At 44.4% G+C, this 18,715-nt stretch carries 16 protein-coding genes and 1 pseudogene; 10 read left to right on the top strand and 7 right to left on the bottom strand.

The annotated features are described in order from the left end of the window. Positions 1-25 precede the first annotated feature (25 nt). The 3 genes from gcvT to gcvP all read left to right on the top strand — a co-directional run bounded on the left by gcvT (position 26) and on the right by gcvP (position 4,555). The gene (gene gcvT, locus ABLA76_RS01480) at positions 26-1,123 is read left to right on the top strand and encodes a glycine cleavage system aminomethyltransferase GcvT (protein ID WP_348986595.1); all 1,098 of its coding nucleotides are present in this window, start codon (positions 26-28) and stop codon (positions 1,121-1,123) included. A 22-nt stretch (positions 1,124-1,145) separates the two neighbouring features. Further along, on the top strand, positions 1,146-1,538 hold the full coding sequence (gcvH, locus tag ABLA76_RS01475) for a glycine cleavage system protein GcvH (RefSeq protein WP_047767737.1): 393 nt from the start codon (positions 1,146-1,148) through the stop codon (positions 1,536-1,538). Positions 1,539-1,678: 140 nt separating this feature from the next. Further along, the gene (gene gcvP / locus ABLA76_RS01470; RefSeq protein WP_348986594.1) at positions 1,679-4,555 is read left to right on the top strand and encodes an aminomethyl-transferring glycine dehydrogenase; all 2,877 of its coding nucleotides are present in this window, start codon (positions 1,679-1,681) and stop codon (positions 4,553-4,555) included. A 59-nt stretch (positions 4,556-4,614) separates the two neighbouring features. Here gcvP and ABLA76_RS01465 read toward each other — a convergent pair. The 3 genes and pseudogenes from ABLA76_RS01465 to ygfZ all read right to left on the bottom strand — a co-directional run. Further along, a pseudogene (locus tag ABLA76_RS01465) lies at positions 4,615-4,970 on the bottom strand (IS1 family transposase); the annotation flags it as partial. Between the two features lie 188 nt (positions 4,971-5,158). Next, entirely contained in the window at positions 5,159-5,764 is a 606-nt protein-coding gene (locus ABLA76_RS01460) for an HD domain-containing protein (RefSeq protein WP_348986593.1), read from the bottom strand. A gap of 16 nt (positions 5,765-5,780) precedes the next feature. After that, positions 5,781-6,782, bottom strand: coding sequence for a tRNA-modifying protein YgfZ (gene ygfZ, locus ABLA76_RS01455; RefSeq protein ID WP_348986592.1), 1,002 nt, complete (start codon positions 6,780-6,782; stop codon positions 5,781-5,783). 256 nt (positions 6,783-7,038) lie between these two features. On the opposite strand from ygfZ, the gene sdhE reads away from it, so the two are divergent. After that, positions 7,039-7,305 (top strand): FAD assembly factor SdhE, encoded by a 267-nt coding sequence (gene sdhE / locus ABLA76_RS01450; protein WP_285808328.1) that lies wholly within the window; start codon positions 7,039-7,041, stop codon positions 7,303-7,305. Continuing rightward, complete coding sequence (locus ABLA76_RS01445) at positions 7,286-7,726, top strand: protein YgfX (protein WP_348986591.1); 441 nt, start codon at positions 7,286-7,288, stop codon at positions 7,724-7,726. Before sdhE ends, ABLA76_RS01445 begins: the two co-directional genes overlap by 20 nt. Before the next feature lie 6 nt (positions 7,727-7,732). On the opposite strand, the gene fldB is transcribed toward ABLA76_RS01445, so the two are convergent. Further along, complete coding sequence (gene fldB / locus ABLA76_RS01440) at positions 7,733-8,251, bottom strand: flavodoxin FldB (RefSeq protein WP_348986661.1); 519 nt, start codon at positions 8,249-8,251, stop codon at positions 7,733-7,735. A gap of 161 nt (positions 8,252-8,412) precedes the next feature. On the opposite strand from fldB, the gene xerD reads away from it, so the two are divergent. The 5 genes from xerD to lysS all read left to right on the top strand — a co-directional run bounded on the left by xerD (position 8,413) and on the right by lysS (position 14,638). Next, entirely contained in the window at positions 8,413-9,333 is a 921-nt protein-coding gene (xerD, locus tag ABLA76_RS01435) for a site-specific tyrosine recombinase XerD (RefSeq protein WP_348986660.1), read from the top strand. A 34-nt stretch (positions 9,334-9,367) separates the two neighbouring features. Beyond that, the gene (gene dsbC / locus ABLA76_RS01430) at positions 9,368-10,069 is read left to right on the top strand and encodes a bifunctional protein-disulfide isomerase/oxidoreductase DsbC (RefSeq protein ID WP_348986590.1); all 702 of its coding nucleotides are present in this window, start codon (positions 9,368-9,370) and stop codon (positions 10,067-10,069) included. 71 nt (positions 10,070-10,140) lie between these two features. Then, positions 10,141-11,874, top strand: a complete 1,734-nt coding sequence (gene recJ / locus ABLA76_RS01425; protein WP_348986589.1) for a single-stranded-DNA-specific exonuclease RecJ — start codon at positions 10,141-10,143, stop codon at positions 11,872-11,874. A gap of 135 nt (positions 11,875-12,009) precedes the next feature. After that, positions 12,010-13,108 (top strand): peptide chain release factor 2 gene (prfB, locus tag ABLA76_RS01420; RefSeq protein ID WP_152669769.1). Its coding sequence is split into 2 segments (ribosomal slippage): positions 12,010-12,084 and positions 12,086-13,108, totalling 1,098 coding nucleotides; the frame shifts between segments, so codons are not numbered across the junction. A gap of 9 nt (positions 13,109-13,117) precedes the next feature. Then, positions 13,118-14,638 (top strand): lysine--tRNA ligase, encoded by a 1,521-nt coding sequence (gene lysS / locus ABLA76_RS01415; RefSeq protein ID WP_348986588.1) that lies wholly within the window; start codon positions 13,118-13,120, stop codon positions 14,636-14,638. A 58-nt stretch (positions 14,639-14,696) separates the two neighbouring features. Here the strand turns inward: lysS and ABLA76_RS01410 are convergent, their stop codons facing one another. From ABLA76_RS01410 to ABLA76_RS01400, 3 genes are all read right to left on the bottom strand, one after another. Further along, positions 14,697-15,563 (bottom strand): DUF817 domain-containing protein, encoded by an 867-nt coding sequence (locus ABLA76_RS01410; protein ID WP_348986587.1) that lies wholly within the window; start codon positions 15,561-15,563, stop codon positions 14,697-14,699. A 323-nt stretch (positions 15,564-15,886) separates the two neighbouring features. Continuing rightward, a complete protein-coding gene (locus tag ABLA76_RS01405) occupies positions 15,887-16,954 on the bottom strand; it encodes a PfkB family carbohydrate kinase (protein ID WP_047767758.1) in 1,068 nt (355 codons plus the stop codon). A gap of 411 nt (positions 16,955-17,365) precedes the next feature. Next, a complete protein-coding gene (locus ABLA76_RS01400; RefSeq protein WP_348986586.1) occupies positions 17,366-18,643 on the bottom strand; it encodes an insecticidal delta-endotoxin Cry8Ea1 family protein in 1,278 nt (425 codons plus the stop codon). Between the last annotated feature and the right edge of the window lie 72 nt (positions 18,644-18,715).

The following is an 18,715-nucleotide window of genomic DNA, read 5'->3' as shown; positions in this document are numbered from 1 at the left end:
TGTCAAGAACGTAAAGAGGGAAATAATGTCAAAACACACCCCACTATATGATCAACATCTGGCATGCGGAGCACGCATGGTAGATTTTCATGGCTGGATGATGCCCCTGCACTATGGTTCACAAATCGACGAGCATCATACAGTGCGTACTGATGCCGGTATGTTCGATGTTTCCCACATGACCATTGTGGATCTACACGGTCCGGATTGTCGTGATTTTCTCCGTTATCTTCTGGCCAATGACATTGCCAAACTCACCGAGCAGGGCAAGGCACTATATACCGCAATGTTGAATGCTTCTGGCGGCGTCATTGATGACCTGATTGTCTATTTTTTCACTGATAATGCTTATCGTATGGTTGTGAATTCGGCGACCCGCGAGAAAGATTTGGCATGGATTTACCAACATGTTGAGAAATATGACGTTGAAATTACCGTGCGTGATGATTTGGCCTTGATTGCAGCCCAGGGACCAAACGCGCAAGCCAAAGTGCAATCCTTGCTAAGTGATGCACAAAAACAAGCGGTAACGGGTATGAAACCTTTCTTTGGCGTCCAGTCTGGAAATCTGTTTATTGCAACGACGGGTTATACCGGTGAAGCCGGTTATGAAATTGCACTGCCTAAAGAACAAGCGACAGATTTTTGGCAACAGTTATTGGCAGTAGGGGTAAACCCCACTGGATTAGGGGCGCGTGACACATTGCGTCTTGAAGCGGGCATGAACCTCTATGGTCAAGAAATGGATGAAACTGTTTCACCTCTGGCCGCCAACATGGGATGGACAATTGCCTGGAAACCGGAAGACCGCCACTTCATAGGTCGTGAAGCATTGGAAAGACAACGCGAAACCGTTACTGATCAGTTGGTTGGACTGGTCATGCGTGAAAAGGGAGTATTGCGTGGTGGCTTAACTGTCAACTTCACTGATGATTCCGGTGAAATGCGTTCTGGCGTGATTACCAGTGGAACATTTTCCCCAACCTTAGGATTTAGTATAGCCCTTGCACGTGTACCGCAAGGTATTGGTGAACAGGCGGTTGTCCAGATCCGTAATCGTGAAATGCCCGTACAGGTTGTTAAACCGGGCTTTGTGCGGATGGGAAAACCACTTGTAGAGTGATAAAAACAAGGAGAAGGCAACGATGAGTCATGTACCAGCAGAATTGAAATATACTGAATCACATGAATGGGTTCGCTCGGAAGGCAATGGTGAATATACCGTAGGTATTACCGAACATGCCCAGAAGTTATTGGGAGATATGGTATTTGTTGATTTGCCTGAAATAGGCACAGAGGTAAATAGTGGTGATGATTGTGCTGTTGTAGAGTCAGTCAAAGCGGCTTCTGATATTTATGCACCAGTCAGCGGTAAGATTATCGCGGTTAACCCTGACCTGGAAAGTTCTCCCGAATTGGTGAACAGTGAACCCTATAACGAAGGTTGGCTGTTCCGCGTTAAAATAGCTGATGAGAGTGAACTCGCTAATTTGCTTGATGCCGAAAGTTATCGGTCACTCTTGGAAGAAGACGAGTAATTATTTTGAATCGCCCCATATCACATTGTGAATGGGGCTTTTTTTGGTCGTTTTTTATAGCCAATCGACTTCACGTGATAGACAACAAAACTGTCACTTGAAAGATAAAAGGCATAGCGAGTTTCAGGAAATTATCATCAATGACTCAGACATTAATCCAACTTGAATATCAAGGTGAATTCATTCGTCGCCACATTGGTTCTTCTGCTGAACAGCAAACAGAGATGCTGGCGATAATAGGTGCAAATTCTCTTGATGATCTGACCAATAAAATCGTTCCCCGTGATATCGCATTATCAGCGGTTCCTGCGGTTGGTGAAGGCGTGACTGAACAACAGGCTTTGGCTGAATTGAAAGCGATAGCGAGCCAGAACCAGCGTTATCAGTCGTATATTGGTATGGGTTACTCACCCGCCATTCTTCCCCCCGTTATTTTGCGTAATTTGCTGGAAAATCCGGGCTGGTATACTGCATATACCCCTTATCAACCGGAAGTTTCTCAAGGCCGATTAGAAGCCTTGCTGAACTTTCAGCAAGTCACCATTGATCTGACAGGTTTAGATCTGGCCTCTGCTTCACTACTGGATGAAGCCACAGCAGCCGCAGAAGCGATGGCAATGGCAAAACGGATCAGCAAGCTGAAAAAGGCTGAACGTTTCTTTGTGGCCGATGATATTCATCCACAAACGTTGGATGTCGTACTTACCCGTGCCGAAACATTTGGATTTGAAGTCATTGTTGATAAAGCAGAAAAAGTACTGGAACTGGAAGGGATCTTTGGTGTTTTGCTGCAACAAACAGGCACGACGGGTGAAATCTATGATTACAGTGACCTGATTGCAACACTGAAAGAGCGTAAAATCATTGTCAGCGTTGCCGCAGATTTCATGGCATTGGTCATCTTGGCCGCCCCGGGTAAACAAGGTGCTGATATTGTCTTTGGTTCTGCCCAGCGTTTTGGTGTACCGATGGGATATGGTGGCCCTCATGCCGCCTTCTTTGCATGCAGAGATGAGTTCAAACGCTCCATGCCGGGCCGTATTATCGGTGTTTCCCGTGATGCTGCGGGTAACCGGGCATTGCGCATGGCGATGCAAACCCGTGAACAGCATATTCGCCGTGAAAAAGCGAATTCCAATATTTGTACTTCGCAAGTTTTACTGGCCAATATTGCGGGCATGTACGCGGTTTATCACGGTTCTGAAGGTTTGAAGCGCATTGCTAATCGTATTCACCGACTGACAGATATTCTGGCTGCGGGTTTGCAAAAGGCGGGTATCACACTACGTCATAAGACATGGTTTGATACATTAGCGATTGAAGTGTCAGATAAGGCTCAGGTACTGGCAAGAGCGGCTAAAGCACAGATTAACTTACGTACTGATATTCTTGGTGCTGTCGGTGTATCCTTGAGTGAAAAAACCCGCCGTGATGATTTGTTAACCTTGTATCAAGTGATAACAGGTTCTGATTCAGTCCTGGATATTGATGCTCTTGATCGTGAAGTTGCGACAGGCAGCCAATCTATCCCAGCCTCCATGTTGCGTAATGACGACATTTTAACCCATGATAATTTCCGTCGTTACCACAGTGAAACCGACATGATGCGTTATATGCACAGTCTGGAGCGTAAAGATCTGGCGCTGAATCAAGCCATGATCCCGCTAGGTTCATGTACCATGAAGCTGAATGCAGCCGCGGAGATCATGCCGATTACCTGGCCTGAATTTACCGATATGCATCCTTTCTGTCCGCCAGAACAAGCGCAGGGTTATCACCAGATGATCAGCCAGCTTTCCCATTGGCTGGTGTTGCTGACCGGATATGACGCATTCTGTATGCAGCCTAATTCTGGCGCACAAGGAGAATATGCTGGCTTGCTGGCAATTCGTCGCTATTACGCCAGCCGTGGAGAACAACATCGCCATATTTGCCTAATCCCAAGCTCTGCGCATGGCACAAACCCGGCTTCTGCTCATATGGCGGGTATGACGGTTATTGTTGTGAACTGTGATAAAGAAGGCAACATCGATCTGGCTGATTTGCGTGAAAAAGCAGCAAAACACAGTGACAATCTTGCTTGTATCATGGTGACTTACCCATCAACTCACGGTGTTTATGAAGAAACCATCCGTGAGATTTGTGACATTATTCATCAAAACGGGGGTCAGGTTTACCTTGATGGTGCGAACATGAACGCCCAAGTGGGGATTACGACACCTGGCTTTATTGGTGCCGATGTTTCGCACCTGAACCTGCATAAAACCTTCTGTATCCCACACGGTGGTGGTGGTCCAGGCATGGGACCGATTGGCGTGAAAAAACACCTTGCCCCATTTGTGCCGGGTCATTCCGTAGTGGAAATGGATGAAGTGACGACATTAGGTGCAGTATCCGCAGCGCCATTTGGCAGTGCCTCTATCCTGCCGATTAGCTGGATGTATATTCGCATGATGGGGGCACAAGGGCTGAAACAAGCCAGCCAGGTTGCGATCCTGAATGCCAACTACATTGCAAGCCGCCTGAAAGGTGCTTATGAGATCCTCTATACCGGACGTAATGGCTATGTTGCCCATGAATGTATTCTGGACATTCGCCCACTGAAAGAAGAATTCGGCATCAATGAGATGGATATCGCCAAGCGTCTGATTGACTATGGTTTCCATGCACCAACCATGTCATTCCCGGTTGCGGGAACCTTGATGGTTGAACCAACGGAATCAGAGAGCAAAGTTGAAATTGATCGGTTTATTGACGCAATGCTGGCAATTCGGCAGGAAATCAGCAAAGTGGCAAGCGGAGAATGGCCTTTGGGAGACAACCCATTGGTTAATGCGCCACACGTTCAGGCTGAACTGGTTTCTGATTGGGATCATGCATATAGCCGTGAAATTGCCGTTTTCCCAACAGCGGAAACAAAAGCCAATAAATACTGGCCGACGGTTAAACGCCTTGATGATGTTTACGGTGATCGCAATTTACATTGCTCTTGTGCACCGATTGAAGATTATCGTTAGTCATAAATAAATTAACGAGACTAAACGAAAGCAGTGTCAGGAAATATGTCTGACACTGCTTTTTTATTCCCGACAAACGACCCCATTTCGTCCACTTCGCAGATAAGCTGGGCTTCGACATTATCCAAAGGGAGTGTCGTTACGCATCGCGGTTGGAGTTTTTTAAAACGCGGACAACGGCATTAATACTGATATGTAATGCACGGGCAGTATCACGGATACCTGCGTTGTTCATAGCAAGATCAACAACGTGTTCTTTTATGCCCGCTTGGCACGCCCGATAGGCGTATTCAAGTTGAAAGGTTCGTTTGCAAGAGAAACAGCGATAGCGTTGATGCCCTGCGTCGCCTTTACCGTGTTTTTTGACGAATTCAACTTGTTGACAAAATCGACATTTTACCTCAGCCGTTGCCATTTAATCTCTCCGAAAAAATGGTGATTATACACAATCATCAACGGATTGAATACGTGACCTAAAATACTCAACAGGGAAATCTGACTAACGTCAGCTTTGCTTAAGAAAGGAGAGTAAGAAAGAATTTTAAAGCTGCCAGTTGTACCTGACAGCCTGATTGAGAAGATTAGAGGAGAAAAGGCGGAAAATTATTGCAACCAGCCTTTTTCTTTTGCTGCTTCCAATTGTGGCAGCAGGTATTTCCATAGTTCAGGATAACTTTCGGCAACAAAGTGGAGCAGGTCGTAAACTTGCTCAAAGCGAATATTATTCTCAACCCAGCTCTGTCCCTGATTATGCAGGTTCATAAATACCGGCATAATTCTATCGAGGGTTTTAGCAAAACGCGCTTCCGGCGTGATGGCATCTTCGTATTCGTGCCACAGTTCCAGAAAATATTTTCCCTGGGTTTCCGGCAGTAAGCCAAAAATACGGTTGGCTGCTTTCACTTCATGTTCGTGAATGGCTGCACGGGCAGCCAGATCAAACGCAATAACATCACCCGCATCGATCTCAACAATGTCATGAATCAAAGCCATCTGTACAACGCGGCTAATATCCACATCTCCGGCATAAGGCGCAAAGCCAATGACAGCAACAGCAAAGTGCCAGCTATGTTCAGCGGAGTTTTCATGGCGCGTATTATTCAATAACTTCGTCTTGCGATGGACATATTTTAATTGATCCAGTTCCATAATAAACGCGATGACATCGGTGAAAGGGCCGAAATCAACAGGAGGTATAGCTAATGACATACAAAAACCTCAATAGTTATTTTTCTTCGTCTAGTGAATAAGGCAATGTTTGAATGGTGAGAACACTGCCCTCAACTTCACGGATACGGAATACACTCCCTGTTTCCATATCATTATTCATGACCACTTGGACCCAGATTGAACCATCAGCCAGTTTGACCGCCGCCAATACTGAACCGGTTCGCCGCCATTTATCACCCAATTGCCATTCCAAATCATCACCAACGGCAGGCAGGGAAGCAGCAATACCTGCCAGCCAGTACATGGCTCGCTTGTTTGCCCCACGATATTTGGCTCTGGCTACCATTTCCTGACCGGTATAACAGCCTTTCTTGAAGCTGATACCGTTTTCGATTGCCTGGAGGTTGGTTGCTTGTGGAATAAATTGTGCGCTGCTGGCGGCATCAATTACTGGGAACCCCGCTTCAATCTCCAGCGCCAACCATTGCTGGCTGTCATTCAGCTGCGATTGAAACTCTTCGACTAACGTTTCGGTTAATTTAGCGGCAGTTGTTTTGTCTGTGACGATAAGGAAACGTTCTGCGGGAAGCGCTAAGTGGAGAAGGGTTGTGGTTTCGTGCTGGATAACAGGGGATTCGGTATCAGGCAGAGTTGGGAAGCGGGTTTTCAGCGCTCTCCGACTTCCTGTGCCGGCGATGCCGAGCAAGATATTTTCCTCATCTTTGGCAAACGCCACCTTGGAAAATACCGCATACTTTTTCAATTCAGTTAATTGGGTTTCTAATAATGAACGGCGTTCAATATAGGCAAAACCTTCACCACGCTGAAACAGTCGTAAGTTACTCCACATCTTGCCTTTGGCGTCACAATGGGCAGTTAACACATGCTGGTTATCATTCAGGGAAGTAAGATCGGCTGTAATCTGACCTTGCAGATACTTTTTCGCATCAGCGCCAATGGCTGTCACGATCCCCCAGTCATCAAGGGAAATTAAAGTCAGTGGTAGTGTTGCAGAAGGAGATGGATCTTGTGCAGAAAACGGAGTTTGGTAAGTCATAGCAGCTCCTGCCAGTAAACTAACTAAGAAATAACGCTAATGGTAAAAGAGATGCGGTTTAATGCAAAGGGGTTATTCTTGTTATTTATCGATAAGGCATACATGGTCAATTTGTTGCGATAGGCTTCGCATCTTGTCGATATATCTCGTGATTTCACTGATGCAGATGATGAAAAACAGGCCAGAATCGTTAATAATCTTATTACCGTCTCAATGGCACGAATGAAAATGAAAATGATAAAGAGGCTTTTTAAACATGGACATTGATAATAAAGCACGTATTCACTGGGCATGTCGTCGTGGAATGCGTGAACTGGATATTTCTATCATGCCATTTTTTGAATATGAATATGATTCATTGGGTAATGATGACAAACGGATTTTCGTTCGTTTGCTGGAGTGCCCAGATCCCGACCTTTTTAATTGGCTTATGAATCATGGACGGCCCGAAGATGATGAGCTTTACCATATGGTGAAATTGATCCAGAGCAGAAACCAAGCCCGTGGTCCTGTGGAACAATAAATTAAGGGAGTCTCGCCATACCCGCCTGTTTTCCACGGGCGTGCATGGTGTAGTCGCAATTGCTGCTTTGGTGGCACCCTGGCCGATTAACAGTGCTTATTTTTGGCTTCCGTTTTTCTGGTTTTCACTGTTTGCCATTATTATAAGCAGTTGGGCATGGAGCCAGAGAAATATCCGGCAGTGTCAGGGCCAGTTGGTACTGTTCGAAGGCAACAAAGTGCATTGGCAAAAAGCTGCCTGGCGTATCGCTCAACCACAGTGGTTCCATCGCTATGGTATGGTCGTTATGCTCCATGCATTTAGTCAGGCAGAAAATATGCGCTACTCACCGCCAGTTCGGTTATGGATAGCATCAGATAGTATGTCGCCCGCGGCCTGGCGTCATTTGAATCAATTGATGCGCCAATATCCTGGACAGTGAGGATTACTAAAACAACGCGTCCATTTCCGCTAATATCTGCATGCACCATTCGCTTAAACGTTCATCTGTTTGTTCGAATTGGTTCACATCATCCAGAGCCAGCCCGACAAAATGTTTGCCATCTTCGAACAGCGGTTTCGGGCTGGTAAATTCATAACCATCGGTTGGCCAAAACCCGATAAACTGTACACCCGTTGGTAACAGATGGTGATACAGCATTCCCAATGCATCCAGAAACCACTCGCCATAATCGATCTGATCGCCCATTCCATACATGGCAACGATTTTTCCTGCCAGATCTAACGAAGGAAGTTGATCCCAGATAGTCAGCCAATCCTCCTGTAATTCGCCGAAGTCCCAGGTAGGGATACCGAGGATCAGGACAGAATATTCTTCCATCAAGCGGGGATCACAATCCTTGACATCATGTAGTTCGATCAGATCTTCACCGAGTATATCGCGTATTTTTTCTGCTACTATTTCTGTATAGCAGGTACTGGAGCCGTAAAAGAGACCAATTTTCATCATTATTTATCAGGGAATTTCGAATATCAGGATCGGTATTGTAACAGAATAATTGCTTTTTCAGGCATAATAGCCGATTGGAAGGTGCAGATAGGCAGACAGGAGGTGTTGTGCCAAAAAAACATAACCTATCAGACAATCATTCATCGGAAGATGATGTAATTAAACAGCATCCACCGGAACCACATCCACCGGTTAATCCCCTGATAGAGCAATTTCTCGATACCATCTGGCTGGAAAAAGATCTGGCCGAAAACACCTTGGCCTCTTATCGGCATGATTTACAAGCCTTGAACAATTGGTTGGTGCATTATGGTCATGATTTACTTTCAGTGCAGTCGATAGAATTACAATCATTTTTGGCTGAACGAGTAGATGGCGGTTATAAAGCCAGTAGTTCAGCCCGCTTGCTGAGTGCCATGCGGCGGTTGTTTCAGTATCTATATCGTGAAAGAATGCGGGCAGATGATCCAACAGCACTATTATCTGCGCCTAAGTTGCCTAAACGTCTGCCCAAGGATTTAAGCGAAAAACAAGTTGAAAATTTGCTTAATGCGCCTTTGGTTGACCAACCCCTTGAATTGCGGGATAAAGCCATGCTGGAAGTGCTTTATGCTTGCGGATTGCGAGTTTCAGAACTGGTTGGCCTGACCTTATCTGCTGTGAGCTTACGTCAGGGCGTGGTCAGAATTGTGGGTAAGGGAAATAAGGAAAGGTTGGTTCCTTTGGGAGAAGAGGCTGTTTATTGGCTGGAAAAATACCTGGAATATGGACGCCCGTGGTTATTGAATGGTTCTGTATCTGATGTGTTTTTTCCCAGTAAGCGGGGAACGCAGATGACACGTCAGACGTTCTGGCATCGAATCAAACACTATGCCATATTGGCAAGCATTGATGTTGAACGCTTGTCACCCCATGTCTTACGCCATGCTTTTGCAACACATTTACTTAATCATGGTGCAGACTTACGTGTTGTGCAGATGTTATTAGGCCATAGTGACCTCTCCACAACCCAGATTTATACCTATGTAGCCACCGAACGTCTCAAAGTGCTGCATCAACAACATCACCCTCGTGGGTAGCTGCGAATTAGGTGAAAAAATAAAGGAACGAATAATGAAGAAGATCTCGTTTTGCCTTTCATTACTGTTGATGGCTGTTGCCAGCAATGCTTTTGCTGATGAGAGTGCTATCAATAACACACTGTCTAAAATGGGAATTAAGGCTGAAAGTATCACGCCATCCCCACTACCAAGTGTGAGTTCAATTTTAACTGAGCATGGCACTATTTATATATCTGATGATGGTAAGTACCTGTTACAAGGGCCACTTTATGATATTAGTGGCAAAATACCCAAAAATATCAGCAACCAGGTTCTGGTTAAAAAATTGGAAGCTTTGAAAAATCAAATGATTATTTACAAAGCGCCAAAAGAAAAACATGTTGTTACTGTTTTTACTGATATTACCTGTGGTTATTGCCGTAAATTGCATGAGAGTATGCAAGAATACAACGAATTGGGGATTACTGTCCGTTACCTGGCGTTTCCTCGTCATGGCTTGCAACACCAATCAGCTAAAGATATGCAGTCTATTTGGTGCAGTGCAACCCCGAATAAGTCACTGAACGCTGCTTTTAAAGGCGAAAATGTCTCCCCAATTAAGACATGTAAGACCGACATCGAAAAACAATATCAGCTGGGCTTACAGTTTGGCGTCCAGGGTACACCCGCGATTGTCCTAAAAAATGGCAAAGTACTCGGTGGGTACTTGTCACCCAAAGATTTGCAGGCTGAATTAGAGCATGATGGCGAATGATCGAAATCGTTCAGGCATTCCATTCAGTGAATACAAAAACGCGTGAATAAAAAATCAGTGAATAAGAAACTGTGAGTAGAGAAATACAACTCCGCCGCCGACCGGTGGCGGATCCTAACCATCTTCCCAAGGATATCCATCCATTATTGCGCCGTTTATATGCTATGCGTGGCATACTTCAAGCTGATGAACTGGAGCGTAGTGCAAAGGGCCTTCTCAATTACCAGTCTCTCAATGGCATTGAGCAGGCAGTTGCCTTGTTGATCACTGCATTATATGAACATTGGCGTATCGTCATTGTTGGCGATTTTGATGCAGATGGGGCAACCAGTACCGCTTTGAGTATCCGCGCCTTGCGTGCCATGGGATATCGTAACCTTGATTATCTTGTGCCAAACCGTTTTGAAGATGGTTATGGATTAAGCGTTCAGGTGGTTGATGAAGTTGTCAAAAGAAGCGCAGATCTGATTATCACCGTGGATAATGGGATCTCATCCCATGATGGTGTCGCTGCGGCACATCAACATGGCATCAAGGTGATCGTCACTGATCACCATTTACCGGGCGAAATACTGCCAGCCGCAGATGCCATGATTAATCCCAATTTAGTTGACTGCGCTTTTCCTTCTAAGGCGCTAGCAGGGGTTGGTGTGGCATTTTATCTGATGTCTGCACTCAGGGCTGAATTGCGCAACTTGGCATGGTTTGAGCAACAAGGTATTCCATTACCTAATTTGGCAGAGCTGCTGGATTTAGTGGCATTGGGTACAGTGGCTGATGTGGTTCCCCTCGATACCAATAACCGCATTCTGGTATATCAAGGACTCAATCGCATTCGGGCAGGGCGTTGCTGTTCGGGAATACGGGCGCTGCTCGAAGTTTCCAAACGGGAAGCGACAAAATTGGCCGCCAGTGATTTGGGGTTCGCGTTGGGACCACGATTAAATGCCGCCGGACGTCTGGATGATATGTCCGTTGGGGTGGCGTTATTACTGGCCGATGACATGGCACAAGCCCGTCAGATTGCTTGTGAACTGGATGGCTTAAACCAAACCCGCCGAGAAATCGAACAAGGTATGCAGCAAGAGGCCTTGCTGATTTGCGATAAAATCGAGCGAACCCATACCCAGTTACCTTACGGATTAGCCATTTACCATCCCGAATGGCATCAGGGGGTTGTGGGTATTTTGGCCTCACGTATTAAAGAGCGTTTTCATCGTCCGGTTATTGCTTTTGCTCCGGCGGGCGATGGCACTTTGAAAGGCTCTGGGCGTTCCGTCAATGGCTTACATATGAGGGATGCACTTGAACGCCTTGATACTCTGTACCCAGGACTGATGTTGAAATTTGGTGGTCATGCGATGGCCGCGGGATTGTCGATTGAACAAGACAAATTTGACCTCTTTCAGCGCTCTTTTTCCGAACTGGTCGCAGACTGGATGGATATCGCCCAACTTGAAGGGGTAATCTGGAGCGACGGTGAATTAGCATTGGAAGAATTATCGCTGGAAATTGCTGAAATTCTGCGTGATGGCGGCCCGTGGGGGCAGGCATTTGCGGAACCGGTTTTTGACGGCAAATTCAAGCTACTGCAACAGCGTATTGTGGGTGGAAAGCACTTGAAAGTCATGCTTGAACCATTAAATGGTGGGCCAATGTTAGATGGCATTGCATTTAATATTGATGTCAGTCGCTGGCCGGATAACAGTATCAAAACGGTAGAATTGGCTTATAAACTGGATATTAACGAATTTCGTGGTAAACGTGATGTTCAGCTTTTGATCCAGCATATTTGGCCCTGGTGAATGAACTTCGGTTTTCCAGTTGCATTTAAAAGATGAAAGCTATAAACCCCTTGATAGATCCGTTACAATACACGGTTCGAAAATATCCATGCGACCATCATTTATTCATAATACACAACGTATAAGACACGAAATATGTTTGAAATTAATCCGGTAAAAAATCACATTCAGGACCTGTCTGAGCGGACAGCAGTTCTGAGGGGGTATCTTTGACTATGATGCCAAGAAAGAACGTTTAGAAGAAGTCAATGCTGAACTCGAACAGCCTGATGTCTGGAATGAACCGGAACGGGCACAGGCGTTGGGTAAAGAGCGTTCATCACTGGAAAGCATCGTAGAAACTATTGATCAGCTGACCCAGGGATTGGAAGATGTGAACGGCCTGCTGGAATTAGCCGTTGAAGCTGATGACGAAGAAACCTTCAATGAAGCCGTCGTTGAGTTGGAACAGCTGGAAGAGAAGTTAGGCCAACTTGAATTCCGGCGCATGTTTTCTGGTCAATATGACAGCGCAAACTGCTATCTGGATCTTCAGGCGGGATCTGGCGGCACAGAAGCACAGGATTGGGCCAGCATGTTGATGCGTATGTACCTGCGTTGGGCAGAATCCAGGGGCTTCAAGACAGAGATTATTGAAGAGTCTGATGGTGATGTTGCTGGTCTGAAATCTGCCACCATCAAGATCATGGGTGAATATGCTTACGGTTGGTTGCGTACAGAAACGGGCGTCCATCGTTTAGTACGTAAAAGTCCTTTTGATTCAGGTGGTCGCCGCCATACATCATTTAGCTCTGCCTTTATCTATCCAGAAGTGGATGATGATATTGATATCGAGATCAATCCGGCTGATCTACGCATTGATGTATATCGTGCCTCTGGTGCGGGTGGTCAGCACGTTAACAAAACCGAATCTGCAGTACGTATCACCCACGTACCGACGGGTGTTGTCACCCAATGTCAGACAGACCGTTCTCAGCATAAAAACAAAGACCAGGCGATGAAACAGTTGAAAGCGAAACTGTACGAACTGGAAATGCAGAAGAAGAATGCTGATAAACAAGTAATGGAAGATAACAAATCGGACATCGGTTGGGGCAGTCAGATTCGCTCTTACGTTTTGGATGATTCCCGCATTAAAGATTTGCGTACTGGTGTAGAAACCCGCAATACACAATCTGTGCTGGATGGGGATCTGGACAAATTCATTGAAGCAAGCTTAAAAGCTGGCCTATGAGGAACTCAAATGTCACAACAACAACAAGGCGCTGAACAGGCTCCTGATTTAAATAACGAACTGAAAACGCGCCGTGAAAAACTGGTTGCCCTGCGCAGCAATGGCATTGCTTTCCCAAATGATTTTCGTCGTGAAAACATTTCCGCAGATCTGCATGCCAAATACGATGACAAGACTAAGGAAGAACTGGAAGAGCTTGACATCGAAGTGACCGTTGCTGGTCGTATGATGACTCGTCGCATCATGGGTAAGGCCTCTTTTGCCACCCTGCAAGACATGGGGGGACGCATTCAGATCTACGTTTCCCGTGATGATCTGCCGGAGGGTATTTACAACACGCAGTTCAAGAAATGGGATTTGGGTGACATTTTAGGCGCACGCGGTAAGCTGTTCAAAACTCAAACGGGTGAGCTTTCTATCCATTGTACTGAGTTGCGCTTGCTGACTAAGGCATTGCGTCCACTGCCGGATAAATTCCACGGCTTGGCGGATCAGGAAACTCGCTATCGTCAGCGTTATTTGGATCTGATCTCGAACGATGAATCACGCAAGGCATTCCAGATCCGTTCCCGCGTGATGTCGGCATTACGCAGCTTCATGATCCAAAAAGGCTTTATGGAAGTTGAAACGCCGATGATGCAATCGATCCCCGGAGGGGCAAGTGCGCGTCCATTCATTACGCACCATAACGCGCTGGATATTGACATGTACCTGCGTATTGCGCCAGAACTGTACCTGAAACGTTTGGTGGTCGGTGGTTTTGAGCGCGTTTTCGAAATCAACCGCAACTTCCGTAATGAAGGTGTTTCCCCGCGCCACAACCCAGAGTTCACCATGATGGAACTCTACATGGCTTACGCGGATTATCAGGATCTGATCGTACTGACCGAAGAACTGTTCCGTACCCTGACTCAAGAAGTACTGGGTACAACATCGGTGAAATACGGCGAACAGGCATTCGATTTTGGTCAGCCTTTTACCAAGATGACCATGAAAGAAGCGATTTGCAAATATCGTCCGGAAACCAACATGGCCGATCTGGATGATATGGACAAAGCGGTTGCTATAGCGAAATCCTTGGGCATTGATGTTGAAAAGGGCTGGGGCTTAGGCCGTGTTCAGTGTGAAATCTTTGAAGAAACCGCGGAAAGCCACCTGATCCAGCCGACATTCATTACAGAATATCCGGCAGAAGTTTCTCCGCTGGCACGCCGTAACGATGACAACCCATTCATTACGGATCGTTTTGAATTCTTCATTGGTGGTCGTGAAATTGGTAATGGCTTCTCGGAGCTGAACGACGCGGAAGATCAGGCCGAGCGCTTTGCAGAGCAGGTTCGCCAGAAAGATCAGGGTGATGACGAAGCGATGTTCTACGATGAAGACTATATTACTGCGTTGGAGCACGGCTTGCCGCCAACAGCAGGCTTGGGGATTGGTATCGACCGTATGGTGATGTTGTTTACTGACAGCCATACTATCCGTGATGTTATCCTGTTCCCGGCAATGCGTCCGCATACGCATAAATAATCATTTCTTGATTAAAACCAGTCAAACGCGCTGTCCGGCTAACCGGACAGCGCGTTTTTTAACGGGCAATTGCCACATTCGCTTTGATATGTTTAAGGTGAACAACAATCGTGAAGGTCACAACCACCAATAATGACCATGCCCCCCATTTTCCTGCATGAACAACAGACCAGGCACCTAATTGATTCGGGTATTGCCAGATCCCAAAGAAAGTCCCGAAGTTTTCCGCTAACCAAATAAAAAAACCAATCAGTATAAAAGCAAGGAGTAGTGGCATTCTGCGTTCTTTATCCAACGGTGTATAAAAAACAGTACCACGGGCATACAAACCGAAAATAAAAGCCGTTAAGTACCAGCGATAATCATCAATATAATGATGACTAAAGAAGTTGATATAAATTGCCAGTGCCACGAGTGTTGCTATCCAGTACGGTGGGTAATGCTCAATGCGTACCTTAAAAAAGCGCCATGACTGTATAATGTAACTCCCCACGGCCGCATACATAAAACCTGTAAATAGCGGGACTCCCCAAAGTTTAGTCAACGCAGCATCAGGATATTGCCATGAACTAATAGATGCTGATGTTTTAAATAACTCCATTATAAAACCAACTAAGTGGAAGACGCAGATCGCTTTCAATTCATCCCATGTTTCGAGTTTTAACCGTATTAGTAATGCTTGAAAGGTCAACGCAAATACTAATAGTACATCATAACGTGGTATGCCCACGATGCCTTTAGCTGGAACCAAAAATACAGCCAAAAAGAAGAAACCAGCAAATAAGCACGAGCGTGCATTAATCAATCCAAAGAAAAGAAATTCTAAAATAAATCGCTTAATACCTGTGCTGTTATTGGGCTTATGAGCCATTAAGAAATTATCAACTTGACGCAAGACATTCAGTTTCTTGCACATACTTTCCATTTAATTAACCTGTTGGTGTTATTTGTTGTTAATTCATTACGATAATGCCTATTTCACGCCGTGAATTCTAGCAGGAAGTCGCATTAATGTTGATATGTAATACCAGGGAGAATGAGTTATTCATGGAGAGATCAACAACTTGCTCTTTAATTTCGGCCTGACAGGCGTGATAGGAATGATGGATCCAGTTTCATCTACTCGATAAACGTCAAGTTGCTATCCGCAAGACGACGCGAGGCCTTATATTTCCCCGCTGCGCGGAGAAATATAACACGCATCCTAAAGTTGGATTGGTATATATCAAGTGGTTCTAATTTTGTCATTCAAAAATATATACGGTTCTTAGGCAGTATCTCAATATGTTCCGAAGAGAGTGTTAATGCTGAACATTGCTGTGCAAAGCGGATACTTTCTTTCAGTTCCATGCCTTCTAACCAGCAATGTACAAGGCCAGCCATCATGGCATCACCCGCGCCATTGGCATTAACAATATTGGTATTGATTGCACTTGAACATCCTGATGTATTATCCATTTCACTGTAATAAACACCTTCTGTATCCATACTCAAAATTAAGCGCTGGACGCCATGCTGATGAAACCAGTGTGCCGTATCAGCGGCATCTTTTTGGGTTTCAATTTTTATGCCACTAAGGATTTCAGCTTCAGTTCGATTGGGTTTTAAAGTATGAATATGCGATAGGAAATGGCGAATTTTGGATGCTTTGGATCTTGAAACCGTGTCAACAAAAATTGGGACATTACCGGAATGATTAAATAGCCATTTTAGGGCTTCTTCAGTTAAATTACAGTCAATAACTAACACGTTAGCATGCTGAATTAAAGATTTAGCTTGAGATAATAACGTAGGTGTTAATTTTTCCAGAATGCCCATATCATTAACAGTAACGACACACTTTCCATTTTCATCTATAACAGAATTGCAGATTGAGGTTTTTTCGCCATCTAATTTATAGAAATAGTTAACATTAACACCGGCCGATTTTGTATGATCAAACAGTGCGTTGCCGTTTGAATCGTTACCGATAACGGAAATTAAATAACTTTCATTTTTTAATAACGCAATATTTTGAGCGATATTTCTTCCTACACCCCCTGGTGTAGAAATAATTTTCCCTGGGTTGGAATCTTCATAAATTAATTTGGCTGAGGTATAGCTTGTTAAGTCTATATTCGCTGCACCAATAGTCACAGTATAAACATCGTTAGATAAAATATACCCTTTGCCTTTAATATAACCTTTTTTACTTAGGTTCATAATATGCCCTGCAACACATGAGCGACTGATTCCGAGAATATCAGCAATTTCTTGTTGCTGAATGAAAGGATCACGCTTTAGAAGTTGCAATATCTGGTTTTCCCTTTTTGACATATCATACCTTTAGTTATTTTTTTGCACTGATGTTTTATGCCATATCTGACAGACAGTAAAGGCTATTTTTATATTTCTTTCTCGTTATGAGAATATGATCGTAAGATTGGTAAAGCCAGTAAATAACATAAAAATGTGATGTTTGTCTCGAATATTATGCTGAAAAATTGATGAAAATCAGGTGACTAAATACATCAAGTGAGTCAACTATATTTTATTCTGTTAGAATCTCTTTTAAAACAGTGCGTTGGATTGATTTATGGAAACTGCAAACATATGTTTGGTTTTTATGATTTGTTGATTTTCATGGCAAGGTGAAACTGGAATATATGATGAGAAAAAACGGCCCCGGCGACATAATTAGCTATGTAACCAGGGGCTTATTTACAACTCAAATTCTATTAGCCGGTATTATTTTTTATCAGCTAACATATGGTATGAAACGGCAATACCTGCGGCCTGACCAGCAAGTGAAGGTTCATCGCTGGCTAAGTACAGCCCTGCAATATAGTGGCCATCAACAGCGTATTTTCTGTATTTTGTCGCGTAGCGCTCGCCGACTCTGAGTTGACGCCCATCACTTAACGTAAATAACGCCTCATCAACCGCGCCATTGCCCCATACTTCCAACCTTTCGATAACACTATCATTGAGTTCAATAGAACTCGTTTCTGATGTTACGGTGCCGAGTGTATAGGATGAATCGTTGGCAAACGTGATTTTAATACCACCCACTCTGGGGGCATTGCCGATTCTTCGTACATAGCCAAGCAATGATTTTATTTTATTGTATTTACCGTCGATTAAAGAGGGCTTGAAGGGTTCCTGCATTTGATCGTCTTCTGTCAGAGCCTGAATTCTCGTTTTGTTAGTAGGACGATCAAATACGGTTGAATAACTGATAGTTTTAGGATTAAAACCACTTTCCAGGCTATTATTTTGTAGATGTTCAATTAACTCAATACACTCTAAACCGTGTAATAAACAATACCCTCTTACAGACAATAAATTATTAGTGACACTCTCTGCTGTTGATGTGTTTATGGCATTATTATATTCATCAGTATACATCGTATGAATATAGTTTCTGGCTCTGTCAACCAATGTGTCGATAAGTTGTTTTAACTCATTGACTTCAATATCGGTCAGCCCAATATCATTTTTCTTCTCTATCCCCATTTTCCAATAAGGGATCTGTAACATAACCGTGTTAGTGTACATCGGCAGGATCTGGTAGTTTGTTTTATTATCAAAAGACTTGAATCTTTCATCGATACTCACCAGATATCTAGCCAGGAACATATATGCGTCATGGCTTTCCTGGCTGCCAGGTGAGGTTTCCAGCATGTATTGCACATGTTCCATCTTTCCTTTGATCTCTTGTATATCTCCATTAAGTATTCCTTTAATCGTTTGTAGAGCAGCATTCTCTATCATTTGCTCTACTTTTTGGAGGATTTGCTCCCAGGTATTATCTTTCTGTTGCGGCCAAAATAGCCCTAACAGGAAAGACATTGCGGGACCCGCTCCTGGAATAAACCCTACGCCGCCAATAATGGCATCCTTTATTATTGATGACATATCCCATTCATAATCGGGGGTAGAGGTGGTATAAGGCACGATAAGCATGACGTCAGTGAGTACAGGCAATGTGTCATTTTCAGATACATTAATCGGTGTGGTATTCATAATTGTATTTTACCTTAGTTCCTTAGTTAAATAGTGCTTTAGTTAAATAGTGCTTTAGTTAAAGAATAATTA

Origin of the sequence: Xenorhabdus sp. SGI240 (assembly GCF_040081915.1) — a bacterium.
Classification (GTDB): domain Bacteria; phylum Pseudomonadota; class Gammaproteobacteria; order Enterobacterales; family Enterobacteriaceae; genus Xenorhabdus; species Xenorhabdus bakwenae.
Note: the sequence above shows the minus strand (reverse complement) of the source record. Positions and strands in the feature narration are given on the sequence as shown.

Excerpts from the sequence above, each read along its gene's own strand:
- gcvT (WP_348986595.1), top strand. The coding sequence starts at position 26 with ATGTCAAAACACACCCCACTATATGATCAACATCTGGCATGCGGAGCA.
- gcvH (WP_047767737.1), top strand. The coding sequence starts at position 1,146 with ATGAGTCATGTACCAGCAGAATTGAAATATACTGAATCACATGAATGG.
- gcvP (WP_348986594.1), top strand. The coding sequence starts at position 1,679 with ATGACTCAGACATTAATCCAACTTGAATATCAAGGTGAATTCATTCGT.
- ABLA76_RS01460 (WP_348986593.1), bottom strand. The coding sequence starts at position 5,764 with ATGTCATTAGCTATACCTCCTGTTGATTTCGGCCCTTTCACCGATGTC.
- ygfZ (WP_348986592.1), bottom strand. The coding sequence starts at position 6,782 with ATGACTTACCAAACTCCGTTTTCTGCACAAGATCCATCTCCTTCTGCA.
- sdhE (WP_285808328.1), top strand. The coding sequence starts at position 7,039 with ATGGACATTGATAATAAAGCACGTATTCACTGGGCATGTCGTCGTGGA.
- fldB (WP_348986661.1), bottom strand. The coding sequence starts at position 8,251 with ATGAAAATTGGTCTCTTTTACGGCTCCAGTACCTGCTATACAGAAATA.
- dsbC (WP_348986590.1), top strand. The coding sequence starts at position 9,368 with ATGAAGAAGATCTCGTTTTGCCTTTCATTACTGTTGATGGCTGTTGCC.
- lysS (WP_348986588.1), top strand. The coding sequence starts at position 13,118 with ATGTCACAACAACAACAAGGCGCTGAACAGGCTCCTGATTTAAATAAC.
- ABLA76_RS01410 (WP_348986587.1), bottom strand. The coding sequence starts at position 15,563 with ATGGAAAGTATGTGCAAGAAACTGAATGTCTTGCGTCAAGTTGATAAT.
- ABLA76_RS01405 (WP_047767758.1), bottom strand. The coding sequence starts at position 16,954 with ATGTCAAAAAGGGAAAACCAGATATTGCAACTTCTAAAGCGTGATCCT.
- ABLA76_RS01400 (WP_348986586.1), bottom strand. The coding sequence starts at position 18,643 with ATGAATACCACACCGATTAATGTATCTGAAAATGACACATTGCCTGTA.